Here is a 25,320-nt window from a genome sequence, read left to right as displayed (position 1 = left end):
TCCTTGCTGTTGTCACCTATTCTGTAAGATAGATGACAAATAGGAAGCAATAAAGATGGCTAAACAGGCAAATTCTACTTCCAAATTATTTGCATTACTGATAGGGATTGATTGCTATCTACCGAATACCTTGCCTGGTGGTTCTTCCTACACGAGTCTCCAAGGATGCGTGCGCGACATCAACCATGTGGAGGCTTTCCTGAAAAACAACCTGCAAGTCCCTCCAGCACAGATTCTTAAGTTAACGGCTTCTCACTCTGACAATTCCAAACAGCCAAAAGAGCCTCTAGAGCAGTTGCCTACCTACGAAAATATTGTAGCCAAATTTAGGGAACTTATCGAACTGGCTCAACCTCAAGACCAAGTCTACATTCATTACTCCGGTCATGGCGGACGTGCGGCAACAATTTATCCAGAACTCAAGGGAAAGAACGGAGTTGATGAAACACTTGTTCCCACCGATATTGGCAACTCAGAGGCTCGTTATCTTCGTGATTTGGAGTTAGCAAAAATTCTACAAAATATGGTAGATAAGGCGTTAGTTGTCACAGTGGTGCTGGATAGCTGCCATTCTGGAGGAGCAACGCGAGGAGGTGTCAATGATTCTGATATTCGTGGTCTTAACAAAGACGTTGTAGATACAACGTCGCGACCTACAGAGAGTTTAGTGGCATCGACTGACGAATTGATCCAAACCTGGCAAAGCTTAACAGCAGAACAAAAAAATACTCGCAACGTTACCGCCACCAGTGGTTGGCTACCCGAACCTAAGGGTTATGTTTTATTGGCTGCCTGTCGGGATAATGAGTATGCTTATGAGTATGCCTTCAATGGTAAAGAGCGTAACGGTGCGCTGACTTATTGGCTACTAGATTCTTTGCAGAAATTGGGAAATGAAGTCAGTTACAAGGTCATTCACGCTCGCATTCTGGCAAAGGTCAACACTCAGTTTGAGCGACAAATACCTATGCTGCAAGGCGAAGGCGATCGCGTTGTCTTCAGCGGTCAATCAACGTCTTCCCAGTCTAGTGTCATCGTTAAGAAAGTAGATTTAGCCAAAAATCGGGTTTTGTTACAAGCAGGCGAAGCGCAAGGTCTGCGTAAGGGCGCGGAATTTGCTATCTATAACTTAGGCACAAGTGATTTCAGCCAAACTCACAAGCGAGTTGCACTGGCTAAGATTGTAGAAGTTGGTGCAGAAGAATCTTGGGCTGAGGTGACGGCAATTTTTAAACAAGAAAATACCAATGTAGACAATTATCGCACGACACGAGACACTTCCTCTAATCCTGTACGCTCTATTTCTGCCGTAACTTCACCACAACCAGAGGATACGCTGCGTCTTTACACTCCTCCCCCAAGTGAAGCCATCATTGAAGATGGCGCTCCTGCCTTACTGCTATCGCCAGGTGTCAAGCTTGTTCGGAAGGTACGTTTGTTGCCACCAGAGGAGCATCAGCAACCTTTAGGAATAAATCCTCAAGAAGCATTAGCAGCAGTCAAAGCCGCCAAGGCAAAAGTAGAAGGCAATGGCTGGGTAGAATTCTTGTCTTTTGATGAAAAGAGCGATGAACCTGTTACCTATCAAGTATCTGTCAACGCTCAAGGTGAGTATGAAATCCTCGATGCAGGCGGAGAACCAATTATTAATTTGCGACCGACGTTGAAAGTAGGCGATTCAGATGCTGCTGCTAGTGTGGTCAACCGCTTGGTACATTTATCTAAATACCACGCAGCTTTACAGTTAGACAACAACGACCCACTGTCACCTTTAGCAGGAAAGCTCAACGTTGAGCTATGCACAGCCGGAGAAAATCGTCAATTAATACCCATTAATGCTCCTGGCAATGTACCAACGCTTAATGTTGATGAATATGCATTCCTACGTATCCGCAATGAATCGGACCAAGTTCTCAACATTACCGTACTGGCGATTCAGCCTGATTGGAGTATTGCCCAACTCCACCCAGGCGGTGCAGCTGCCTTTGAACCCTTAGATCCTGGAATGGAGAAACTGATCCGATTCCAGACAAGCCTACCAGAAGGTTACAACGAAGGTGCCGATGTTCTCAAGGTTTTTGCAACAGTTGGTGCAGCTAATTTCGGTTTGCTAAAACTACCAGCATTAGATCAACCCCGTAGAGGAATAGAAGGAACCAGAGCAACAAACCCACTCGAAGAATTATTAGCAGCTGTTGCAAGTGAACAACCGCCAAATAGAAATATCAGTGCTGCTGCTTATCCGAGTGAGAAATGGACAATAGAACAAGTCAAACTTGTTGTGAAGGTGTAGAGACGCGATGCTTTGTAGGAGTGATTTTGAGCGATCGCACATTGTTTGGTCTGGGCTTAAGGGGCGATCGCCTTCTGTAACAGACGTGTTGGACAAAGATAAACAGAACCACAGATCCACACCGATAAACACGAGTTCTTTATCTGTGTCCATCTGTGTCCATCTGTGGTTTCATTTTCATAAATTTAACTACTGCAAGAGATTTACTAGATAAAACAGCGATCGCTTGTCTTGCGTGGTTATCAATTAAGCCGCACAACAAATAGGGGCGGGTTTCAAACCCGCCCCTATTTCTTCCGATATTCTCCGCCCAACAGATGCTGCTACGGGCTTTAAGCTATGAACCAAATTCACCATATCTTCCAAAGACAACGCCTGACGTGCGTCAGAAACAGATTTTTCTGGTTCTGGGTGACATTCAATAATTAACCCATCTGCCCCACAAGCAACAGCTGCCTTTGCAACAGGTGGCACGAGTTCCCGCTTGCCCACAGCATGGGATGGGTCTACAATCACAGGCAGGTGAGTGATCTGCTTAAGTGCCGCCACTGCGCCTAAGTCCAGTACGTTACGGGTGTAATTATCAAAGCTGCGGATACCCCGTTCACATAGCACCACATCAGGATTTCCATGGCTTAAAATATATTCAGCTGCCATCACGAATTCTTCAATTGTCGCCGATAACCCGCGTTTCAGGAGTATCGGCTTACCTGCTTGTCCTAAAGCTTTCAGCAAATCGAAGTTTTGCATATTGCGGCTACCAACCTGAAGCATATCAACATGAGCAGCGACGACTTCAATTTGGGAAATTGACATGACCTCGGTGACGACTGGGGTATTGTAGTGCGATCGCACCCCTGCCAAAATTTCCAGTCCTTCCTCTCCCATTCCCTGGAAGGCGTAGGGAGAGGTGCGGGGTTTGTAGACACCGCCACGCAAAGCTTGCACAGGTGCAGCAGATAGCTTTTGGGCGACAGTCTCCATTTGTTCGGTGCTTTCAACTGTGCACGGTCCGCCAATAATCACCAGTTCCGTACCACCGAAGGCAACTGTTTGAGAGAGGTTAACGATTGTCTGATGGTGAGGATGAGATTTGGCGGCTAATTTAGCGTTATTCATGGTTGGGTTCTCCTTAGAGTTACAAATTTTTTCTTTTTCTCTTCCTGCTGGTAGGAGGGGGTTAGGTTGACAACAAAAAAGCCCGGAATCTTGAGTTCCGGGCGTTAACGATTCATCGGCATGACGCTACTTACCCGGAACTTGTTCTAGGCCAAAAGTAAAAGCTATAAAACCAACTACCGAAATAGGTCATCATGATCAAAATTCTCGCCTTAAAAAACAAAAACCGCAGAGTTCGCTCTGCGGTTCACCGGGCGGTTTCCATTCGGAAACGTAATTCACCCCCGGTGAACCACCCTAAACCAAAAATAAAAGTAGGAAGTCGTGCTGAACATTTGTTAGGCGCTTTGTTGAAAAACTTAATTTACACTCACATTTTATGACACTAGCATAGAAAACGAGTCGCGTCAAGACAGCGATCCCTTTAAAAAAAGCGTTAAACTCAGTACAATTCAAGGAATCAAGACTTATTGCTGGCTAGATATCATCTCATTTAGAGAAATTAAAAAATATTTTTATTTCCTGAGTCATGGAGAAAGAAAGAATTTATGAATGCTGAATGAAGAGTTGGTTTGGAATGCTCATTTCATAATTCATAATTCATAATTTTGGCTTCGCCATTGACTTAATTAACACTGAAGGACTACCAAGTATTATTATGCCCAGTTCCAAAATTTTAACCACATCTTTTAATTATCAAGGAGTTTACCCTTGCCCAGTCTGTCGTGTGGGTAAGATTAGTCATATGCCATTAATGGAAGCTATGGCTTGTGACTTCTGTCAACAAATTTTTACTGTAAATGTAGAACAACAGCAAATTAAAATGCCATCGAGGCAACCACCTTTAATTTGGCATTGGAATGGATTTAATTGGACAGAAGCCCAAATAGAAGGTGTAGAATTTGGTTGGGGCTATCTGATAGCAGCAGGTGCTTTTGTACTCTTGCCTACTGCTTTAATTGGGATAGTAGCTTATAATTTCCCACCCAAACCCGAAACTCCGCTTTCGTGGGTACCATATGTTTGGACGGCGTTGACTTTTTTGTCGCATCTAGCAATTATTATTTGGCTTTTTATTGAGGTTTATCAAATTCCAATTAGGGCATATTGGCGAGCTATACAACAGCGTTTCCTAAATCGCTGAGAATCATCAACGACTTGCTATTAAGCCGAAGTAGGAATAATTATTTGAATGGCTCATTACATATTAGTTAACAACAGATGTTGGAAAATATCGGGTGTTGCTTAATTTTCCAAGCTGCTAACGGTAGTCATGTCATAGTACAGCAAATGTTAGTAGCCATCAAAGAATTAAAGAACCTGCGACAACCTAATAAAAATTACAAAATAAAAAATAGAGTTACGCAATGTTAAGGAATATGTTCTTTTTAAGAGAAAAAAAGCAATTCATACTCACATTACCCAAAGCATGGGGTATGAGACTTTTCTATAGGATGTGTGCTGTATTCACTTGAAAGACTGCGTCTGTTAGCATACAGGTATGCTGTAGTAAAACAGAAGGTTACTGCCGCTCAGGTGTTATTTAAAGCTTTGTAAAGGATACTGAGAACTCATGGCTTTTAGGCTCAATCACCCAACAGTAGAAAAGTTTGACAAATAATTCAGCCGCTAAACGGTTGCATCACTCATAATTAAGATAATTTTCACTGAAACGTCTTATGAGCGAGTTGGAGCAGTACTATAGAGTTTTGGAATTAGACCCGGGCGCAACATTCGAGGATGTAAACCAAGCTTATAAAGACCTAGCTTTTGTATGGCATCCTGATCGGCTCCCAAAAGATAATACCCGCTTACAAGAGAAAGCACAAAAAAAGCTACAAGAAATTAATGAGGCTCGTGAAAAATTGCGCCCCTCAAAAATGAAGTATCAAAGGTTACATAGTTCTGCGCCAGCCTCACAGAAAAAGCCAACCCAAAAAAGCTATGAACCACCAAAGCAAAACCCAGACTTAAGTGGAAAAGACTTTAGTCGGGCAAACCTACAAGGCAGAGATTTATCTAGCAGAAACCTGAGTTATGCGAACTTAAGTGGTGCAAATCTCAGTGATACTTTTATGCACAAAGCGAATCTTAGAGGTGCAAATTTGTCTGAGGCAAATTTATTTAGGGCAAACCTACTTTTAGCGGACCTAAGGGAAGCCAATTTACAGTGTGTTAACTTAATTGGAGCGGATCTCAGTGGAGCAGACTTGCGGGGAGCGGACTTAACGGGAGCGCGTATTCGATCTGGGGATAAACTTCTTGTTAAACTGATTGGAGCTAACTTGACTGGGGCAATCATGCCTGATGGCAAAATTTACGAATAAGTAAGACAATGAACGTTGCAATTATCGGTTGCGGATACGTTGGTTGTGGAGTAGCTCGATATTGGCAACAAAAGATGACTTTTGTAGTCACCGCTACCACAACCACTCCTGAACGTGTCCCTACACTGCAAGCAGTAGCCCAACGAGTCGAAATAGTCAAAGGAAACGACCCAGACTTGCTCCACACAGTCTTGAAAAATCAAGATGTTGTGCTTTTGAGTGTCGGTGCAAAGAGTGCTGATGTTTACGAAGAAACATATTTGCACACTGCTCAAACTTTAGTCTCTGTCTTAAAACAGATTCCAAGCGTGCAACAACTGATATATACAGGGAGCTATGCTGTTTACGGCGACAGAAACGGAGCATGGGTGGATGAAGAATCATTGGTTGCACCCGCTAACCAAAATGGACAAATTCTTAGTGATACTGAGCAAATTTTACTATCAGCCTCCAATGAATTTCTGAATGTTTGTATTTTGCGGTTGGGAGGAATTTATGGTCCAGATCGAGAACTGGTAAAAATATTTGGTCGATTTGCTGGTACAACTCGACCTGGTAATGGCAAAGATACAACAAATTGGATTCACCTTGATGACATTATTGCTGCTATAGAATTTGCCCGTAGGCGGCGACTACAAGGTATCTATAACTTAGTTAATGATGACCATTTCACAACGAAAGAATTACTTGAGCGTGTGTGTGAAACACATAATCTATCCAAAGTTATATGGGATTCTTCCCAAGAGAGTAAGCGCCCATATAATGTTAATGTATCTAATAAAAAGATAAAAGATGCGGGATACAAGCTGATTCATCCGCAGATGATGTTTTAACAATGATTACTCAAGATAAAACAGTATCTCCTACCCAGTTTTACAGTTGGAAGAATTATCGCTGCGCCTACGAAATTCATAACCCGACTCATTCAACTCCAGAGGGTATTCCCCTGCTGTTAATTCACCCTATTGGTGTTGGGTTATCGCGGCAATTTTGGCAGCGATTTTGCCGTGAATGGTATAAACAAGAGCACCGCAATCCTATTTACAACCCAGATTTACTGGGATGCGGTCAAAGTGATATGCCTCATGTAGCTTACACTCCCAAAGATTGGGCGGAACAGTTGCAATATTTTTTACAGACAGTAGTGCAAAAACCTGTCACTTTGGTTGTGCAGGGTGCTTTATTTCCGGTTGCAATTGAATTAGTTCAAAAGGAACCAAACCTCATTGCTGGACTTACACTAGCAGGACCTCCAGCTTGGGCAGTTATTACGAAAAAAACACCAGAATGGCAAGACAAACTCATTTGGAATCTGCTAGATTCGCCTTTTGGTAATGCTTTTTATCGCTATGCCCGACGTGAAAACTTTTTGCGTGATTTCTCAATACGTGAATTGTTTGGGTCAGACAATGCTGTTGACGCTGAATGGTTGAATACCTTGCAACAAGGTGCAGCAAATCCTGCCAGTCGCTACGCAGTTTTTTCTTTTTTAGCTGGTTTTTGGCGCAAGGATTATAGTAACGCTATTGCATCTATCAAGCAACCGACGCTGGTAATTGTAGGAGAAACAGCATCGAGTATTAGCCAAGCAGGTAAACAAGAAACACCAGATGAACGTTTAGCTGACTACCTCGCTTGTTTACCTAATGGTCGTGGAATTAAAATGCCCGGTCGGAATGTTTTGCCATATGAATCAACGGCTGAGTTTGTTAAAGCATTAGGGAAACGCCTCCCGTAGATTTAGAAACCTTATTGGGATGCTCCAAAGCGTTTACGGCTGCCTTGCGACGAGCATCTGTTTCACTTGTGTTCTCAAGGGTTTCTTTTAAAAAAGTGAACACATCTGTACGTCTTCTCTCATCCGCAGCGACTGAAGCAAAGGCATGATTTACTATATCTTCGCTATTATTAGCTCCTAGTTGTGATTTAAAGCTATTGATAATTTCATCAGCCAATGTCGAATCAACTTTTTGAACATCAGCCAAGCACTCAAACGCAACAACTGGATCTAGTGTGCGTACTTCTCTAATCAAATTTGTACTATCTCCAGCTATTCCACACCAGAGTTTTAGAGTTTCACGCCAAGCGTCAGGGTCAGCCTTAAAACGACTAATTAGACCATCAGCATTCTCTCGTAATTGACTTGCTGCGAAGAATTCCTGTAAGGTCAAGTGTGCGAACTGGTAACGTTCACCGGCATCAATAGCAAGTAGTAAACCATTACGTTCTACAATTTCTGGCAGAATGGATCTGGTACAGTCAGGAAGATTGAGGTCGGGAAGTATTTTTTTGACTTCTGATTCAACAGTTCTACAGTCTACGCTGCGACGGTCTTGCCCTTGCTGGTTAGCACTATCTTGAAAGAAAAGTGCTAAATGTTGAAGTATCAGCTTTTTATCACGTCCTTGGAATTGGTTGCGTTCTTGATGCCATTGTTCTAATAAAACATCTGTTGCTTTTCGATAAAACTCTGCCCTTGAATGGGGTAGCACAACAGGGGTATCAGCATAAAGATAGGCAATAATAGTAAGCATTAGTGGATTACGTGCCAGAGCCATAATTCGCGGTCGGTCATGCAACGTTTGTATAAGTTGCTCAACAGATTTATCTGCTGGCATATCTAGCTTCCACGGAACTAAAAATTCACGAATCTGTTGGTCGTTGAACTCAGCAACTTCTAGTGTCTTTTCAACTACCTCATGAAACTCATCTCTATAGACAGCCGTGCGGCAAGTAATAATAACAGGACATTTTAGATACTTATCCAATAAATTTTTTATTTCATTAACTACCCGCTCACGCCAATCGCTCTTTACCTCATCAAGACCATCAAACAGCAGTAGCAGTCTACCTTTATCTAAACTTTCAGAGACAAAATGTTTGGCGTTAGGAAAACCATCTCTATCAAAGGCATCCTCCAAGTGTTCTTGTAATGTCTTTTCTGAAGAGCTTAATCGGTGTAGTTCTAATAAAATTGGAATACAAGGGAATTTATTAAATACGCTAGACCAACGACCATCAGCGTAGCAAAGAGCAATATGCTTGAGCAGCATTGTCTTACCGGAACCGGGAGACCCTTTGACCATAAGTCGGCGATGCTTGGTTATAGCTTGGAAGGCATCAATCAACTCATTGTCGTTAGTACCTGTGACTTTTAGTGGAACATATATATCTTTTAGCTTTAGAGGTTTATTAGGTCGAAAAGAAATTTTTAACTTCTCATACTTCTCTTTGAGTTCTTCTCTGTATCGTTTTAGTGCAACGCCACGTAGTAATGGAATTCCTGATAGTTTGCTATAGATTTGATTTCCTACAGCTTTAAAAAAGCTACCAACCCATTCTGTTAAAGTATCTTTAAAAATTAAGACGAAAAATAGAACTATAGCAACTGACCATCCAGTTCCAGGCTTCAGTTGTTCCCACAAGTTATTTTTCTTTGCTTCTGCTAGCTTGGTATACTCGTTATCATATATTTCTAATATTTCTTCATCTTTTAAGCCTAGGGATTTTTTACCGTACCGCTTCACAGCATAGTCATTTCGTCTTGAAATATCATTTTCTACATCGCTCTTAGCCAGTTCTCGAACCTTCCGTTCGATTACAGGACGAGGTGTAGGGGTAGGAACTTGAGAATAGCTTGGAACTGCTGAAGTGGAAAGCACCAACCATAGAGTTAGTGTAAAGAAAAGTGCATATAATCTTTGCTTCTTTAAACTATTTTTTGCAGACTTTAATTTCTGAATATATTGAAGTAGTCTCATAAAATTCATGAATAGCACACTACAACTATTACCCGATTATTTCTGCCACAACCTTGATTCATAATCACCCCCGTAGGGCGCAAGCTGCATGGAATCGTTTCTTTAGTTCGTCCGCAATACTAATGTGCATAGCTAAAAGAGATGAGGACTGTATAAAAATAGTATCTCCACCAAACTACAAAAGTACAAAAATTGATAAATGTATAAAAATTGATTTCTGGAAAGCAAAATCAAAATTTGTCGTGGGGTGAAAAAGTCGGTATTTGGAGATAATGTAATATCACGCAGGCACTTGAATCCTCTGGCTACCCGCCAGTCCAAATGCCATGTGAATTGCTTGCAATGCCTTAACACCTTCCTCTTGCGCCACAACACAGCTAATTTTGATTTCCGAAGTCGTAATCATTTGGATATTAATTTGGTGTTGCGATAGCGCCTCAAACATTGTAGCTGCGATGCCTGGTTGTCCGACCATACCCGCTCCTACAACACTCACTTTGGCAATGGCACTATCGAGCGCCACTTCACCCCAGCCATATTCTGCGGCTGCTTGCTGGAGCATTTTTTGTGCCGCTTGTGCATCCATTCTGGCAACCGTGAAGGCAATATCCCGTGTAGGAACGCCATTGATCACATGACAGCGCTGAGACTGAATAATCATGTCTACGCTGATGTTGTGTTCTGCCAACAGTCCAAACAGCTTTGCTGCGGTTCCCGGTCGGTCAGGAACTTGACGAATTGCCAGACGCGCTTGGTTCATATCTAGCGCCACACCTCTTACGGGAGGATGGGAGGAGGAGGGGAGGGGGGAAGGAGAGGGGGATAATTGTCCCCTTGTCCCTTTGTCTTCTTCAATTTCAAAGGCACTGCGTAGGGTAGCAACGGCGCGATCGCAATCTGCGTTGTCAATCACGCAACTGACTTTAACTTCGCTTGTGGAAATCATTTGGATGTTGACGCCAGCTTCTGCGAGGGTGACGAACATCTTTGCCGCCACACCTGGACGCCCAATCATCCCCGCGCCTGCAATGCTGACTTTGGCGATATTGTGCTGTACCATCACTTCAGCCTCTTCGGCTTCAGTAGCCTCTTGAGAACGCAGAACAGGAGCAATGGCTGCCGCTACGGCTTCTGCCCGTTTTAATATCGGTGTCATCACGGTAAAGGCAATGTCATTTGTATTACCTTCATGAATTGACTGTATAATCAAATCTACGTCCACATCCTGACGGGCAATTTCCCCAAATAACCGTGCTGCTACGCCTGGTTTATCTGGGACACGCAACATTGACACCTTTGCTTGATTGGCGTCAAATGCAACATCATCAACTGAACGGGCAATTTCCAAATTCACAAGTGAGCGTGGACGTGGTTCCGGTGAAATGACCCAAGTCCCAGGATCATCTGTCCAACTAGAGCGTACCACCAAGGGAACGCCATAGTTCCGAGCAATTTCCACAGCACGAGGATGTAATACTTTTGCCCCCAAGCTTGCGAGTTCCAGCATTTCATCGCTCGTAATTTCATCCATCAGCTGGGCTTCTGGAACTAAACGGGGGTCTGTCGTTAAAATCCCTGGCACATCGGTATAAATTTCACAAAAATCTGCTCGCAATGCAGCAGCCATTGCCACCGCTGAGGTATCTGAACCGCCACGTCCCAAGGTAGTAATTTCCAAGTCCTCAGTTCTGGTAATACCTTGGAAGCCTGCTACGACAACAACTTTATTTTGATTGAGATGTCGCTTGATGCGCTCTGTTTCAATATGTAAAATCCGCGCCCGAGTGTGTTCTGCTTCGGTAACAATTCCTACCTGCGCCCCTGTCAGAGAAATTGCTGGTTGTCCCAGTTCTTGCAAAGCCATACTTACCAAGGCAATGGATACTTGTTCACCCGTGGAAAGCAACATATCCATTTCCCGACTGTTGGGATTTGTGGAGATTTCGTATGCTAGCTTAACGAGTCCATCAGTGGTTTTACCCATTGCGGAAACCACAACGACAAGCGAGTTTCCTGCTTTAACAGTTTTGCACACGCGCTGTGCAACACATTGAATGCGTTCGACTGAACCGACAGATGTACCACCGTATTTTTGAACTATGAGTGCCATAACTTTTATGGTATTGTTTGTGCCTGTAAAATCAATGCCCCCGCTGAATCAGCAAGCCTTGACGGCACGTTCAATTCCTGATCGGGATCAATGATTAAGCCAAGATCCTAAATATATATTATTTCAAACCAGAAACTTGAATCAAGTTACCTAATGAATATAGTTCGTAGTGAGGACTGTAGTCCTTACTTTATCTTCCCATCACCTAAGAACCCTGCCTATTTGACATCCTATATAGTACAATAGTACTCTAGAGCTTAGGAAGTGTGTAACGCAAATAAAGTAAAGCAATGCACACATTAATTTACGTAAATATACATAAGCACACTCCATCAACATCACTATCACTGCAAATATCTGCGTTTACCATGCCAGTTTGAGCAAGAAGTTACATAACTTTTGTCTGCAGTATTTTGCGTGTTTACCCTCAATTTTTAAGGTTTGTAAGAAGGTTTTCTTACTGAGGGTGACGCACTAAAAAAATGTGAATTAAGATGGTTTTTAACCTTTATCAAGGCTGGAATAAATATGGCAGAAAATAACGTTGTTAAACATCAAAATATCCACAATAAATCTACAAATAATACTAGAACAAAATTCACCCTTTACAACTTTGGTGGTCAGGAAAAAGCTTACTATTTAGTAGACAGATTACTCTTAGAAAGAAATCCTGGTGATATCCCACAAAAAGCAGTAGCGCATAGCATCATTATTATCGACCGTTCCGGCTCGATGTATGAGGATATCCAAGCATTGAAAGAGACTCTGATTAAGATTTTAACCCTTGATGAATACATCAATTACCAGCTAGTTATCACCTTAATATCCTATTCTTCTAAGGCAGATGTAACCTGTCATTTCGAGAGAATTCCTATTCAAGAAGTGATGAAACAAAGCTCTCCCTATTTAGAAGAAATCAAACAAATTCGTGCTACCTATCTAACCTGCATATCTCAAGCAATGCAGTTAGCGAAATCTCTAGTTAAAGAAGGAGAACTGACTGCCATAACTTTGCATAGTGATGGTTATGCTAATGATAGCAGTCCCAGTGCAGAAGCAAAAGCCTTAGAGGGGATTTGTGAAGAACTCAAAAGCATGGATGTTTTCGTCAACACCATCGCTTATTCCAACGCTTCTGACTTTAAGCTGTTGTCCAAAATTGCCAATATGGTATCTGGTTTATGCATTAAAGCCGGCGACGTGAAAGAAGTTTATGATGCCATTTACAGCATGGCAAAACTATTAAATGGTTCAGTTGCGCCAGCAATGGAAGAACCTTTAGCTGCTGATTATACTTATCAAGTTTTACTTTCTAAAAGTGCCAATAAAATTAATGGTACAGCAGGAACATTAAAAATCTTTGGGTTGAAACCCGATGATGAAGTTCTTATCTATAAATATAAGCAAATCACCAAAAAAGCTTATGAACAATTAGATGTACCTGTAGCGCAGAATCATGAGTCGGTGTATGCATTTGCTAAAGCAAATTTGGTGGAAGGAAATTTGAATACTGCAAAGTATGCTATTGCTAGTACATTTGACGCCACTTTAACAGAAAGACACGCTAAAGCGCTGACAAATGAGCAAGTTGCAGATTTTGCCCAAGACATTGACATCGCACTATTCTATCCTAATATCTTACGAGAGCATGAAATTCTAGATCAGGTGAAAGTTAATGAGAGAATTTCTCTGCTAGAACTTATCAAGATTTTGGAGGAACATCGCACCAGTCTCATTATTAATATCAAGCACTTGCAGGACAATTATCAAAGAAAAGGAATTAAAAGAGTTCAAGGTTCCAGAGATGAAAATGGCAACTTGATGAAACCTTGGCTGATAACTGAATTTATAGATCAAGGCGGTTATGTTGGCTTGGGTTTGTTTGAAATTAACCACAACACCGCCACCATTAATATGCTGATCACCCGCAAAGTCAGACTTGTCAAAGCTGAGGACAAAACCCCAATTCTTGAAGTTGCTGGGTTACTGGTGAATGACCTTGTTACCTTTAATAATTACACCATTGTCAGTGATGGTGAAGTCAATGTGAAGTCGCTGAAAGTGAAAATCAGCAGTAAAAAATCCTTTGACGTACTTAAGGAAAAAGGCGTATTGGAAAAAGAAGGTTCGCCAGCAGAAGAATTTGACTTTCGCAGTGAGTATACTATCAAGCTAGAAAACTTACCTCTTGTACCTTTTGAGGAACAGTATAGCAGCATTGATGGTTTGTTTTATGAATTAGCAGAAATTAAAGTTCTCTCTAGCATCATTTCTGCTCACTTGAAAGAAGAGTCAGATGTCTTTTTACCCGAACAGTTGGAAGAGTTGAAAAAGCATTACCTTTCAAAAAATCTTTACATCAACTTCCCAACAACGAACGAATACACCGACATCAAGGATGCCCTAGCAAATGGTACTCTTGATTCAAGAGTGAGCTATAAAATAGATATTGGTAGCAAAGATATTCTTAACTTGAGCAAGCTGCATTCAGCTAATAAATTTCTTGAGAGAATGTATCAGGTTTATGACAAACAGACTGGGGAAATTTTCCAGAAACCTTCTTTTGACCTAGCGTTAAATGAAAATATTGTTTTCACAGATAAGCAATTGTCATCCCGTACGAAAATCACAAAAGTGGATGAATTCATGAAACCAATTTTTGATGATTTTCTCGGTTTAGAGAAGAACGGTATAATTACGCCTATTCTTGTAAAAGTTGGTGCTAAGAGTCTCGTGCGGGTATTCCAAGATAAGTGGAATGGCAAATTTGTTAGCAAAGAGGAAATGGTTGCTGCTTTAACAGCTGGGAATACTAAATTGGAGGGGTATGTAGAGAGAATTTACCGGGATAAAATTTGTCCTTTGGTGTTCTACATTGGTTCTACTGGACTTTTGCCAGATGAGATGGAAGCGAAAGCATCCACTGCTGAGGAAATTGCTGCAAAATACCTAAATTTGCAGTTTTCTAAAGATGAGATAGAAGGGACGTTTTTTGAAGTGGGTGAGAGTATTGTCAGCGTGTATGCGAAGACTGAGTATTACACCAAGAAAGTTGTCGTTGGGGTAGAGGAATAGGGAGTCAGTGAAAGGGGACAGGAAACAGGTTGGAGTTCAAGTACCTTATACCCTGTCCCCTATTGTTGTCGTCGCTTCCATAATTCAAATTTGGGCTGAAGGATTCATAAATTGCAGGAATTTCCGCAAAAACATCTCATGAGAAGTCTTAACTGTTCAGTGATCATTCTTTATTTGGGTGCTTGCTTGGTTGGAAGGTTCATGCCAAAATTGCAGGTAAATCAGTTCTAGTTCGTTGCCAACTTGAGAGAAAAAGCCTTTTTGCCACGATTGCAAACATAGAAAAATTCGGAAAAATACAAAGGCAAAAATTGCTACTGCTATTCCAGTTGTAGAGCTAATTAACGCCTGAGCGATACCAGAGGTTACTGTAGCGAAATCAGTAATGCCTAAAGAGTTAGTTTTGAGGTTCGTGAAAGTGGTGATTAGACCATTAGCCGTACCTAAGATAGCCAGCAAAGGGGCGATCGCAACCACACTTTCCAGTAGCATATCACCTTTACGCATTGCCACGGATTCTTTATCATAAGCGGCTTTTATTGCCAAATGAAAGGTTTCGGGAGAGGGCTTTTTCAGTCTGAGAGGTTCTACCAAAAAGCGACCAATGGCTAAATTCTGGGCACTTGCTGCTATTTTTTCGGCTTTTTCTAAGTCTATCTTTGCCTCTGTCAAAACCCCACGCACTACCTGTTTTTCTTGAATCAATAGCTTCAACCAGAACCAACTGCGTTCCAAGATACATGCTAAGGTGACTACAAATAAACCCAACAGAGGCCACATGACTAGACCACCAGCCAGGAAGGTGTCGTATATTCTGGTCATATTTGATCAGGTAAGCGCTTAATGGTAACAATTAATGCATATTTTGGTTATAATATCTGAACTATTCTTGCTAAGAATTACAAAAATAAATTGAAAGGTTAACTTCTAGTTAAAATAAGCAATTGCCCTTGTAGGGAGATGGAGTTTAGACGCTTAGAGGACAGCTTCTCGTAGACCGCGAAGGGTAGGGTAGAGTAGGGTTGGAAAGATGTGGTGATGTGAACATTGAATAACTAACGACGAATGACTAATGACTAATAATATAAGAAAGCGCTTCACACTTCTTAAATATTATTTTTGGAAAAATGGCGAGAGATTTTCGGGGATTTATCAAACTTCTGGAAGAAAGAGGACAATTACGGCGGATTTCGACCCCAGTTGACCCAGATTTAGAAATTGCTGAAATTGCCAACCGGATGCTACAAAAAGGTGGTCCAGGGCTACTCTTTGAAAACGTCAAGGGCGCATCCTTCCCAGTCGCGGTCAACTTACTGGGAACAGTGGAAAGGATATGCTGGGCAATGAATATGCAGCATCCCCAACAGTTGGAGGAATTGGGGAAAAAGTTGGCAATGCTGCAACAACCAAAACCACCTAAGAAGATTTCCCAAGCGATAGATTTTGGTAAGGTACTGTTTGATGTCCTGAAGGCAAAACCAGGACGCGACTTTTTCCCAGCGTGTCAGCAGGTGGTGATTCAAGGGGATGAGTTGGATTTGAACAAGTTACCCTTGATACGTCCCTATCCTGGTGATGCTGGCAAGATTATTACGCTAGGACTAGTGATTACCAAGGATTGTGAAACAGGGACGCCGAATGTGGGTGTGTATCGCCTGCAACTACAATCTAAGAATACGATGACTGTTCACTGGTTATCGGTGCGGGGTGGCGCAAGGCATTTACGCAAGGCAGCAGAACGTGGGAAGAAATTAGAGGTGGCGATCGCACTAGGCGTAGACCCCCTGATTATTATGGCAGCTGCGACGCCGATCCCGGTAGACTTGTCAGAATGGCTGTTTGCTGGACTTTACGGCGGTTCCGGCGTGCAGTTGGCAAAGTGTAAGACAGTAGATTTGGAAGTCCCAGCGGATTCGGAATTTGTGCTGGAAGGGACAATTACGCCAGGAGAAATCTTGCCGGATGGTCCGTTTGGCGACCACATGGGTTATTACGGCGGCGTGGAAGATTCGCCCTTAATTCGCTTCCACTGCATGACGCACCGCAAAAGCCCAATTTATTTTACCACATTTAGCGGGCGACCACCGAAGGAAGAAGCGATGATGGCGATCGCCCTCAATCGCATCTACACCCCAATTTTGCGGCAACAAGTTTCGGAAATTGTGGATTTCTTCTTGCCGATGGAAGCGCTATCGTACAAAGCAGCGATTCTATCTATAGATAAAGCATATCCGGGACAAGCGCGACGGGCAGCTCTTGCTTTCTGGAGTGCTTTGCCACAGTTCACCTACACAAAGTTTGTGATTGTGGTGGATAAAGATATTAATATCAGAGACCCACGTCAAGTGGTATGGGCGATTAGTTCCAAAGTTGACCCCGCGCGGGATGTGTTTATTTTACCGAATACACCGTTTGACACTTTAGATTTTGCAAGTGAAAAGATTGGTTTGGGGGGAAGGATGGGAATTGATGCAACGACGAAGATTCCTCCGGAAACTGAACATGAGTGGGGTGCGCCTTTGGAATCAGATCCTGAGGTGGCGGCGATGGTTGATAGGCGTTGGAGAGAGTATGGTTTAGCAGATTTGCAGTTGGGGGAAGTTGACCCGAATTTGTTTGGTTACGATGTGAGGTAGTATCCCACCACGCCAGTCGCACGCCAGTTGCTATCTCCTATGCCTACGGCGTTAGCGTAAGCGTCTCCGTAGGCTCAGGTTTTACCCGAAGGATGCAAACTCCCCTAACTCCTCTGGTCACAAGCGAGGAGCTGGGTGGTTTCATATAGTCGGAGAATGGGAGAAAAATGAAAATACTGGGGTTAGCTAGGCTAACAGCATTTTTTTGTTATTCTCTATGTAAAATTTTGCTGCCGTCAACCGTGGAAATCGTTTAAGCTAGCTGAAAGATTCTTTCATTCTTGGCAAAGAGGCGGTAGTGTGCCTAAACGGATTGGTTTGATTTCTCTTCTGGTTGTTTGTAGTTTGTGCAGTTTACCTCAACCTACAAATGCACAAGCACTGGTACCCCATACACTGCAACTTGATGCAGCGAAGTTAGAACAGCAAGGGTTGGGTCTGGCGAAGGAGGCTGCTCAACTAGCGCAGTTTCAACAGTATGAACTAGCTTTACCAAGAGCGCGCTTGGCATCACAACTAGCTCCTAGGAACGATAAAGTATGGTTTCTCCTAGGTGGTTTGTATTTGCAAACCAAAGATGTGAATGGCGGAATAAATGCCCTAAAAAAGGCACAATCTCTCAACCCTAAAAATGGTGATGTTCAATTCGCTTTAGGTTCGGCTCTCTTTCAGCAGGAAAAATACCAAGAGGCTGCAAGTTACTACCAACAGGGTTTGAAATTGAAACCCAATGACCCAGAGGGGTTGTTTGATTTGGGTAATGCTTACTATATGCTACGTAAATTTCCTGACGCGATCGCCCAGTACACAAAAGCAGTCTCCTTTGACAAAAAATTCTGGCCTGCCATCAACAATGTTGGGTTAATTTTGTATGAACAGGGCGATATTCAAGGCGCGATTAAGCAATGGCAAGACGCTGTCACGATTGAGAAACAAGCGGCAGAGCCTTTACTAGCATTGGCAGTAGCTTTGTATACCAAAGGTGATCGCCAACAAGGTCTGGCAATGGGAGCAGCTGCAATCCGCATTGACGAGCGCTACGCTGATGTAGATTTTCTCAAACAAAATCTCTGGGGCCAACGCCTGCTGTCGGATACGCAAAAATTCTTAGAATTACCGAGCATTCAAGCTGCTCTCCAGCAACGTGAAGAACCATCAGCTCCTACTATCAGGCGACAAATTCTTCCGCAATAGGAAACAGAGGAGAGGGTTCAGGGGACAGAGGATAGGGAAACTCTAACCTCAACTCTAAAATCCGTAACCTCTGACCTATTACCTCTAAACCTGTAACCTATTCCCTATTGCTACTTGCTCAAAATCTCATCTAATAGTACATATATATTATTCTGTAAAAGAAACAGTAACCCAACATATACATTGGACTACTGTTCTGGTGTGTTCTTAACTTAAGGACACTAATATGAAAATGTGCTAGGTGCAGTTTACCGTGGAGTGAACATTGTTGATCGCTCCGTATTATGCGTTTAGTTGTCCTGCTTAGGTAGCAGTGCGATGATTTGGTCAACAAACTGTTGATGGTCAACAATTGGCTTGGAGATATAGCCATCAGCACCGCTTTGTTTGAGAAAGTTCTCGCGATCGCCCTCCATAGCGTGTGCTGTTACCAAAATAATAGGTAAGGGAGCTGTTTGCGGATCGGATTTTAACATTTGTGTAATTTTGATACCATCAACAGACTTACCTTGGTAAACACTTCGTGACAGAGAAACATCCATCAAGATAATGTCAACTTCCCCCGATTGGGCAATTTTGATGACTTCTTCAACATTTTCAGTGTGTTTTACCGCCAAGCCACCTCGCTTGGTCAAAATCTTGGAAAAAACACGAGCATTAATCAGATCATCTTCGACAATCAAAACAGTTTTCATGAGAATTTGACTTTTGTTAGCCCATCTTAACTAAAGGCGCACAGGTCAGAGAAGGGGAATACCACCTAATCAAAACAATGAATGTGCCTAAGCTTGAAATAATCAATATAAATCTCCATCAACAAGGATGATACTACTGCTTTTTATCCTGTAACTATCAAGATTGTGTAATGAAAAGCATTTCATCCGTTATGCTGTGGTTGCTGCAGTCTTCGTTAATGGCAAATTTTGTGTAGAGGAAATTTAGGGAAAAAAACTCATGGCAAAACAGTTAAACCTTCTCTGTGAGGGACAGGTCATTACCACAGCCTTGCACACCGAGATGCAACGGTCTTACCTAGAATATGCCATGAGTGTCATTGTTGGGCGAGCGTTACCAGACGTGCGAGATGGCTTAAAGCCAGTTCACCGACGCATTTTGTATGCCATGCACGAACTAGGTCTGACGCCGGATCGACCCTACCGTAAGTGTGCGCGTGTGGTGGGAGACGTGTTAGGTAAATACCATCCCCACGGCGACCAAGCGGTTTATGATGCCTTGGTCAGGCTGGTACAAGAGTTTTCCAGTCGCTATCCCTTACTGGCTGGACATGGGAATTTCGGGAGTGTGGATAATGACCCGCCAGCAGCGATGCGCTACACAGAAACGCGTCTTGCATCCATCAGCCACGAGGGAATGCTGACAGAAATCGGTGAAGAAACAGTGGACTTTATCGGTAACTTCGATAATTCCCAGCAAGAGCCAACCGTACTGCCAGCGCAGCTACCATTTCTCTTGCTCAATGGCAGTTCTGGTATTGCGGTGGGGATGGCGACGAATATTCCACCGCACAACATAGGGGAAGTGGTAGATGGGTTGATTGCATTAATTGATAACCCCGACTTAGCCGATGAAAAGTTATTTGAGATCATTCCTGGACCTGATTTTCCCACAGGTGGTGAAATTGTGGGCAACTCTGGAATCAAAGAAGCATACACTACAGGGAAAGGGAGTATTGTGCTGCGGGGAGTTGCCCAAATTGAGGAAGTTGCAGGTACCAGGGGTAGCAAGCGGCGGACAGCAATTGTGGTGACGGAATTGCCTTATCAAGTGAATAAGGCGGGTTGGATTGAGAAAGTGGCGGATTTGGTGAATCAAGGACGTCTTCAGGGAATTGCGGATCTGCGAGATGAAAGCGATCGCCAAGGAATGCGCGTCGTGATTGAACTAAAACGCGATACCAACCCCCAAGAAGTTCTCCAGAATTTGTATCACCAAACCGCTTTGCAAAGTAACTTTGGGGCAATTCTCCTAGCTTTGGTAGATGGACAACCCCGTCAGCTGAGCTTGCGTCAGTTGTTGCAAGAGTTTTTGAGTTTTAGAGAGCAGACACTGAACCGCCGCTACTCTCATGAGTTGGATAAGGCCCAAAGTCGGCTCGATCTAGTTGAAGGTTTACTCAAAGCGCTGTCTCACGTAGATGAGGTTGTGGAGATTTTACGAGGTGCTGCTGATGGTACTACGGCAAAAATCAGCTTGCAAAACCGACTGGATTTGAGTGAGGTGCAGGCGGATGCTATTTTGGCTATGCCGTTGCGACGTTTAACGAATTTAGAACAGCAAAACCTACATAAGGAGTATGAGCAGCTCAATGAGCAAATTCAGTTATTGCGGCGATTACTAGACGATAGAAAGGAGTTACTCAAGTCGCTGAAAAAAGATTTGCGATCGCTCAAGCGCAAATACAGTGATAGCCGTCGTACCAAGATAGTTGTCATGAATGAGGAGGAGGTGACCGGACAAGGAGACAAGGGGACAAGGGGACAAGGGGGTAAACACACAGAGAGTCCAAAATCCAAAATTGAAAATCCCACATTGGATGTACCACCAGAAGAGGTGGTTTTAGAGTTTAGCCACCGGGGATATGTACGTCGTCAACCATCATCCCGGAAGGCAAGAACTGACAACGGTACATCTGATAATGACACCGTTATCCAAACCGTATTGACCGACACGGCAAAAGAGTTGCTGGTACTCACTAGTGGTGGCAAGGTTTACCCAGTGAATGTGGCAGATATTCCTCCCACCAGTGGACGTTCTCCACGGGGAACACCATTGATTACCTTGCTCTCCAGCTCTGCTCAGGGTGCTCAAGAAGGAGTGATTAACCGCTTTGTACTGCCGGAGCATCTAGAAAATGCCGAGATTGTTCTCCTGACGAAGCAAGGAAGAATCAAGCGTCTGTCCCTGACAGAATTGACTAACCTGACTCGTCGCGGAATTACTATTTTGAAACTCAAAGACGATGATGAATTGTCATTTACTCAGTTCACCACTGCGGGTGAACATCTGGTTTTAGCGAGTTCGGGTGGAAGAGTCTTGAAGTTTGAGGTGAATGATCATCAACTCCCCGTTATGGGTCGCACTGCTATGGGTCTGCAAGCTTTACGAGTGCGCCAACAAGAGGAAATGGTTGGTTGTGTCACCTCAAGCACGAAGGAAAATCTATTACTGGTCACTCAATTGGGATACGCTAAACGTCTGCCAGTGAGTGCTTTGCGGGTAGCAAATCGAGGCGATATCGGCACTCAGACTTTTAAATTCACCAACAAGACCGACATCTTAGCAGGAATGGTAAGAGCGATCGCAAATACTGAGGTGGCGCTCGTCACTAATCATCAACGAGTGGTACGCCTAAGCGTAGAAACAGTTTCCAGTTTCGGCAAGGATGGCACGGGTGAAAGTGTCCTTCAACTCAATCGCGAAGAAAAAATTATTTCTGTCGTCCAACTGCAATAAGGTGTGAAGGCGCAAAGTACTGCGCCCGTAAGGGTGCAGGGATAGAAGGAGTTTAGAACTTCACAAATCAATACAGCAGATTCCAAGTTCATGAGGTACAGCTTTTCAACTCAAAAGCCAGATATAGAGCAAATTTTACTTCTGGCTCCTGACGATTGACGCCTTTATTCTGCTGTATGTTGTCTTTTGGCTAACCCTCTTTTAAACTCCTGAACTCTTCAAACCACTACAACATACATCTTTTCTGATGATCAGTTGTACTGATCAGCGAATCTCATATAAGTTGAATTTATTTAAATAAGATATAAAAAATATGACACTTCTTAAAAATAATTGTTATATTTGTTTACGTAAGGTTACGAACCTTAAACAAATCAGTTTGGAGTGCCGACCATGCAAGACGCAACAAAAGTTACTGCTCCCGTAATGGATGACCGTAATGCTTGGCGTTGGGGTTTCACACCTCAATCAGAAATTTGGAACGGTCGCTTGGCAATGATTGGCTTTTTAGCAGCTGCTCTCATTGAACTGTTTTCAGGTCAAGGTTTCCTGCACTTCTGGGGCATCCTGTAAATTGTAAGACTACCGATTGCCTATAGATAATTAGGTAAAGTTAATAAAACTTAGAGAATTGGAGTACTGACCATGCAAGGCACAACAAAAGCTACTGCTCCCGTAATGGATGACCGTAATGCTTGGCGTTGGGGTTTCACACCTCAATCAGAAATTTGGAACGGTCGCTTGGCAATGATTGGCTTTTTGGCAGCCACTCTCATTGAACTGTTTTCTGGTCAAGGTTTCCTACACTTCTGGGGCATCCTGTAAGTTTTAAGACTGCGGATTGCTCAGTAGTCATAGATAAATGAATAAGTAAAAAACCTGGGAGTGCAGCTTTTGCCTCTCAGGTTTTTTTATAGTTATATATGTAGAGAAGCGTTCTCATGAAAGCGTCTCTACAGCTCATAAGTACGTCTGTACAACAAATGACTAACGGATATACTCTTTGAGAACGCTGTTGCGATTCGGGTGCCGTAATTTACGAAGTGCCTTCGCCTCAATTTGACGAATTCGTTCGCGAGTGACATTGAAAATTTGTCCAATTTCTTCTAATGTCTTCATGCGACCATCATCCAACCCGTAGCGCAGTCTGAGAACATCTCGTTCCCGAGGACTGAGACTGTCGAGGACTTTTTCCAGGTCTTCTCGCAGCAGATTTTTGGAAACTTGGTCTTCTGGTGTTTCACCATCTGACTCAATAAAATCGCCCAGTCGGGAGTCTTCTTCTTTCCCAATGGGCGTTTCTAGTGAAATAGGCAGTTGTGCCGATTTAGCAATAAACCGCAGCTTCTCAATGGTCATTTCCATACGAGTCGCAATTTCTTCTTCGGTGGGTTTGCGACCCATCTCTTGAGAAAGCAGCTTTGTGGTTTTCTTAATCCGGGAAATGGTTTCGTAGAGGTGAACCGGAAGGCGAATTGTCCGGGATTGGTCAGCGATCGCACGGGTAATTGCCTGACGAATCCACCATGTCGCGTATGTAGAAAACTTGTAGCCTTTTTCGTGGTCAAATTTTTCGGCGGCGCGAATCAAACCAAGACTGCCTTCTTGAATCAAGTCTTGAAAAGACAAGCCTCGATTCATATACTTCTTAGCAATTGAAACTACAAGGCGCAGGTTAGATTGTACCATTTTGTCTTTCGCTCTGCGACCAACATGCAGTCGATAACGAAATTGTGGCAAGGGTATTTGTACTGCTGCTGCCCATTCACTGTCGTAAGGCTCGCGAGCTAACTGCTGTGCAAGTTTTTCGCGCGCTCGCTCTAATTCCAGTAAGTCGGCAATCTTGCGTGCCAATTCAATTTCTTCATCTGCACGCAACAGGCGAATTCGACCTATTTCTTGTAAGTAAAGGCGGATCGAATCCTCGGTGTAATGCTTTTTCTTCGTTTGAGTCCGACGACGCGATTTAGCGGCTTTCCCAGACTTTGCGTCGTCCTCATCAGACTGAGGCTCTAAAAATTCATCGAGTTCGCCTTCATCGCCCGTCAGCAAGTCCTCTTCGTCGTCAATCAAGAGTTCTTCTAACTCAATCTCAGGCTGATTCATTATTTCTAGGTCATCAGGCTGATATATGTTTTCGAGTACGTTGTTAGCCTGGTTCATGCCGCGTTCCTCATGCTCCTTGCAGAATCAATTACTTAAGATATGTTTACGCTCTTAAGGTGAGCTATTTCCCAACACAAAAGAGCTTTTTTGGCTATCTTGCCTAAGATAATTTTGGAATTTTCACACCTTTCCAATATAGTTTTACCCTGTAAGGGCAACTTCCTTGAAGGTAAATTCCTATCCTTAGTTAACGCCATGTGTGTTGCCGAGCAACATCAGTTTTTACTAGCTGGTCTCAAAAAGACTCCGGACTGCTAAAAAAATTTACCACTCCATACAAATGAATATGACTGTTGGGAGATTCTTTTGTAAAGACTGTTCCGATTGTAGCCTGTTTCACAGAAATTGCACTGTGTTTGTGTGGTAACCATGAAGTCATTAAGCAAGTTAAAGGCTGTTCTACCAAAGTTAAGACATTGAAAAAGGCAGCCATACCCTTGTATTTTCTCCAAAACTTTTTGGAATTGCAGTGGTATGCTCATTTCCATTTAATGTTAAGTACACCTGCTTATATCTACTTCAATGTATTACCCAGAGCATTCTTTACTCAGAAACAGCATATCTTCTATTAACCCAAGTCAGAAAAAATGCTTACACCCATTTTTACACTTCCTTTACATAACTTCCAGAGTGGAGTTATGTTCGCCCTCTGGCGAAAACTTGTCATCCACAGGTTGTCTAAAGCGGCTTTGTGCTTTCTTCCATTGGGCTTACCATAGGCAGCATCAATGCAAATTCAATAATGGCGGTGGTTTTTAGCAGTTCCCTAACTTTGTTCTGCCAATGACTTTAACTTAGGAGTCAAGACTTTAGCAGAATTAGCTAAATGGACATGGAATTTTGGTTCAACTAATTCGGTCTTTATCACACGTTAGCGCACTGTTGAAATTTCAACCTTATGAATCTTGACAAACTGTTCTTATTGTATACAAGGATATTTTAATCAATTCAAAAAGGATTTGACAGTTAAGACTATCGATATTAACCTACTTAACGCTTAATTTCCTAAGACGAAGGCAAAATATACTAGAGGGTGCTACAGAGGGATAGAGAAACATATTTAACAAGACCACCGTAGAGAGCATCGCCATCGGCTCATAATTTTGGTTGATGGTGTCAGCCCCCTTTGTGGTTGCTGGCAACGTTTGGAAAATTGGGATGAAGT

18 protein-coding genes are annotated in these 25,320 nt (G+C 42.9%); 11 read left to right on the top strand and 7 right to left on the bottom strand.

The annotated features are described in order from the left end of the window. Positions 1–55 precede the first annotated feature (55 nt). Positions 56–2,293, top strand: coding sequence for a caspase family protein (locus tag MAS10914_RS0115235; protein WP_017316806.1), 2,238 nt, complete (start codon positions 56–58; stop codon positions 2,291–2,293). Here MAS10914_RS0115235 and MAS10914_RS36200 read toward each other — a convergent pair. Further along, entirely contained in the window at positions 2,271–2,405 is a 135-nt protein-coding gene (locus MAS10914_RS36200) for a hypothetical protein (protein ID WP_269635057.1), read from the bottom strand. The two genes, MAS10914_RS0115235 and MAS10914_RS36200, sit on opposite strands and share 23 nt — an antisense overlap. Before the next feature lie 134 nt (positions 2,406–2,539). Beyond that, the gene (gene aroF, locus MAS10914_RS0115230; protein WP_269635090.1) at positions 2,540–3,439 is read right to left on the bottom strand and encodes a 3-deoxy-7-phosphoheptulonate synthase; all 900 of its coding nucleotides are present in this window, start codon (positions 3,437–3,439) and stop codon (positions 2,540–2,542) included. 631 nt (positions 3,440–4,070) lie between these two features. On the opposite strand from aroF, the gene MAS10914_RS0115220 reads away from it, so the two are divergent. From MAS10914_RS0115220 to MAS10914_RS0115205, 4 genes are all read left to right on the top strand, one after another. Continuing rightward, the gene (locus MAS10914_RS0115220; protein ID WP_017316803.1) at positions 4,071–4,556 is read left to right on the top strand and encodes a hypothetical protein; all 486 of its coding nucleotides are present in this window, start codon (positions 4,071–4,073) and stop codon (positions 4,554–4,556) included. A 535-nt stretch (positions 4,557–5,091) separates the two neighbouring features. Beyond that, the gene (locus MAS10914_RS0115215; protein ID WP_017316802.1) at positions 5,092–5,739 is read left to right on the top strand and encodes a pentapeptide repeat-containing protein; all 648 of its coding nucleotides are present in this window, start codon (positions 5,092–5,094) and stop codon (positions 5,737–5,739) included. An 8-nt stretch (positions 5,740–5,747) separates the two neighbouring features. Continuing rightward, positions 5,748–6,572 carry an SDR family oxidoreductase gene (locus MAS10914_RS0115210; protein ID WP_017316801.1) on the top strand — a complete coding sequence of 275 codons (825 nt, stop codon included), beginning with the start codon at positions 5,748–5,750 and terminating at the stop codon, positions 6,570–6,572. 2 nt (positions 6,573–6,574) lie between these two features. Beyond that, the gene (locus tag MAS10914_RS0115205) at positions 6,575–7,477 is read left to right on the top strand and encodes an alpha/beta fold hydrolase (protein WP_017316800.1); all 903 of its coding nucleotides are present in this window, start codon (positions 6,575–6,577) and stop codon (positions 7,475–7,477) included. Here MAS10914_RS0115205 and MAS10914_RS30245 read toward each other — a convergent pair. Together MAS10914_RS30245 and MAS10914_RS0115195 are read right to left on the bottom strand one after the other, a co-directional pair. Continuing rightward, the gene (locus MAS10914_RS30245) at positions 7,449–9,401 is read right to left on the bottom strand and encodes an NACHT domain-containing protein (protein ID WP_198014979.1); all 1,953 of its coding nucleotides are present in this window, start codon (positions 9,399–9,401) and stop codon (positions 7,449–7,451) included. The two genes, MAS10914_RS0115205 and MAS10914_RS30245, sit on opposite strands and share 29 nt — an antisense overlap. Positions 9,402–9,780: 379 nt before the next feature. Continuing rightward, positions 9,781–11,610 (bottom strand): aspartate kinase, encoded by a 1,830-nt coding sequence (locus MAS10914_RS0115195; protein ID WP_017316798.1) that lies wholly within the window; start codon positions 11,608–11,610, stop codon positions 9,781–9,783. A gap of 528 nt (positions 11,611–12,138) precedes the next feature. Between MAS10914_RS0115195 and MAS10914_RS0115190 the strand changes: the two genes are divergently transcribed. Next, positions 12,139–14,685, top strand: a complete 2,547-nt coding sequence (locus MAS10914_RS0115190) for a vWA domain-containing protein (protein WP_017316797.1) — start codon at positions 12,139–12,141, stop codon at positions 14,683–14,685. Between the two features lie 156 nt (positions 14,686–14,841). On the opposite strand, the gene MAS10914_RS0115185 is transcribed toward MAS10914_RS0115190, so the two are convergent. Continuing rightward, entirely contained in the window at positions 14,842–15,507 is a 666-nt protein-coding gene (locus tag MAS10914_RS0115185) for a MotA/TolQ/ExbB proton channel family protein (protein ID WP_026082570.1), read from the bottom strand. 305 nt (positions 15,508–15,812) lie between these two features. Here MAS10914_RS0115185 and MAS10914_RS0115180 point away from each other — a divergent pair, with 305 nt between their 5' ends. Together MAS10914_RS0115180 and MAS10914_RS0115175 are read left to right on the top strand one after the other, a co-directional pair. Further along, a complete protein-coding gene (locus MAS10914_RS0115180) occupies positions 15,813–17,321 on the top strand; it encodes a UbiD family decarboxylase (protein ID WP_017316795.1) in 1,509 nt (502 codons plus the stop codon). A gap of 300 nt (positions 17,322–17,621) precedes the next feature. Then, entirely contained in the window at positions 17,622–18,515 is an 894-nt protein-coding gene (locus MAS10914_RS0115175) for a tetratricopeptide repeat protein (protein WP_017316794.1), read from the top strand. Between the two features lie 290 nt (positions 18,516–18,805). On the opposite strand, the gene MAS10914_RS0115170 is transcribed toward MAS10914_RS0115175, so the two are convergent. Continuing rightward, on the bottom strand, positions 18,806–19,210 hold the full coding sequence (locus tag MAS10914_RS0115170) for a response regulator (RefSeq protein WP_017316793.1): 405 nt from the start codon (positions 19,208–19,210) through the stop codon (positions 18,806–18,808). 259 nt (positions 19,211–19,469) lie between these two features. Between MAS10914_RS0115170 and MAS10914_RS0115165 the strand changes: the two genes are divergently transcribed. The 3 genes from MAS10914_RS0115165 to MAS10914_RS0115155 all read left to right on the top strand — a co-directional run bounded on the left by MAS10914_RS0115165 (position 19,470) and on the right by MAS10914_RS0115155 (position 22,814). Beyond that, the gene (locus MAS10914_RS0115165; protein ID WP_017316792.1) at positions 19,470–21,989 is read left to right on the top strand and encodes a DNA gyrase/topoisomerase IV subunit A; all 2,520 of its coding nucleotides are present in this window, start codon (positions 19,470–19,472) and stop codon (positions 21,987–21,989) included. Positions 21,990–22,382: 393 nt separating this feature from the next. Then, complete coding sequence (locus MAS10914_RS0115160; RefSeq protein ID WP_017316791.1) at positions 22,383–22,562, top strand: chlorophyll a/b-binding protein; 180 nt, start codon at positions 22,383–22,385, stop codon at positions 22,560–22,562. 72 nt (positions 22,563–22,634) lie between these two features. Beyond that, positions 22,635–22,814, top strand: a complete 180-nt coding sequence (locus MAS10914_RS0115155) for a chlorophyll a/b-binding protein (protein WP_017316790.1) — start codon at positions 22,635–22,637, stop codon at positions 22,812–22,814. Between the two features lie 162 nt (positions 22,815–22,976). Here MAS10914_RS0115155 and rpoD read toward each other — a convergent pair whose 3' ends face one another. Further along, the gene (gene rpoD / locus MAS10914_RS0115150) at positions 22,977–24,152 is read right to left on the bottom strand and encodes an RNA polymerase sigma factor RpoD (RefSeq protein WP_017316789.1); all 1,176 of its coding nucleotides are present in this window, start codon (positions 24,150–24,152) and stop codon (positions 22,977–22,979) included. Positions 24,153–25,320: the final 1,168 nt, after the last annotated feature.

Origin of the sequence: Mastigocladopsis repens PCC 10914 (assembly GCF_000315565.1) — a bacterium.
GTDB classification, from domain to species: domain Bacteria; phylum Cyanobacteriota; class Cyanobacteriia; order Cyanobacteriales; family Nostocaceae; genus Mastigocladopsis; species Mastigocladopsis repens.
This window is presented reverse-complemented; position numbering and strand designations above follow the sequence as displayed.

Bases quoted from the DNA above. Each gene is read 5' to 3' on its own strand.
- MAS10914_RS0115180 (WP_017316795.1), top strand. From the start codon at position 15,813: ATGGCGAGAGATTTTCGGGGATTTATCAAACTTCTGGAAGAAAGAGGA.
- MAS10914_RS0115165 (WP_017316792.1), top strand. From the start codon at position 19,470: ATGGCAAAACAGTTAAACCTTCTCTGTGAGGGACAGGTCATTACCACA.
- MAS10914_RS0115170 (WP_017316793.1), bottom strand. From the start codon at position 19,210: ATGAAAACTGTTTTGATTGTCGAAGATGATCTGATTAATGCTCGTGTT.
- MAS10914_RS0115215 (WP_017316802.1), top strand. From the start codon at position 5,092: ATGAGCGAGTTGGAGCAGTACTATAGAGTTTTGGAATTAGACCCGGGC.
- MAS10914_RS0115220 (WP_017316803.1), top strand. From the start codon at position 4,071: ATGCCCAGTTCCAAAATTTTAACCACATCTTTTAATTATCAAGGAGTT.
- MAS10914_RS0115210 (WP_017316801.1), top strand. From the start codon at position 5,748: ATGAACGTTGCAATTATCGGTTGCGGATACGTTGGTTGTGGAGTAGCT.
- MAS10914_RS0115195 (WP_017316798.1), bottom strand. From the start codon at position 11,610: ATGGCACTCATAGTTCAAAAATACGGTGGTACATCTGTCGGTTCAGTC.
- MAS10914_RS0115235 (WP_017316806.1), top strand. From the start codon at position 56: ATGGCTAAACAGGCAAATTCTACTTCCAAATTATTTGCATTACTGATA.
- MAS10914_RS0115185 (WP_026082570.1), bottom strand. From the start codon at position 15,507: ATGACCAGAATATACGACACCTTCCTGGCTGGTGGTCTAGTCATGTGG.
- MAS10914_RS0115160 (WP_017316791.1), top strand. From the start codon at position 22,383: ATGCAAGACGCAACAAAAGTTACTGCTCCCGTAATGGATGACCGTAAT.
- MAS10914_RS0115155 (WP_017316790.1), top strand. From the start codon at position 22,635: ATGCAAGGCACAACAAAAGCTACTGCTCCCGTAATGGATGACCGTAAT.
- rpoD (WP_017316789.1), bottom strand. From the start codon at position 24,152: ATGAACCAGGCTAACAACGTACTCGAAAACATATATCAGCCTGATGAC.
- MAS10914_RS0115205 (WP_017316800.1), top strand. From the start codon at position 6,575: ATGATTACTCAAGATAAAACAGTATCTCCTACCCAGTTTTACAGTTGG.
- MAS10914_RS0115190 (WP_017316797.1), top strand. From the start codon at position 12,139: ATGGCAGAAAATAACGTTGTTAAACATCAAAATATCCACAATAAATCT.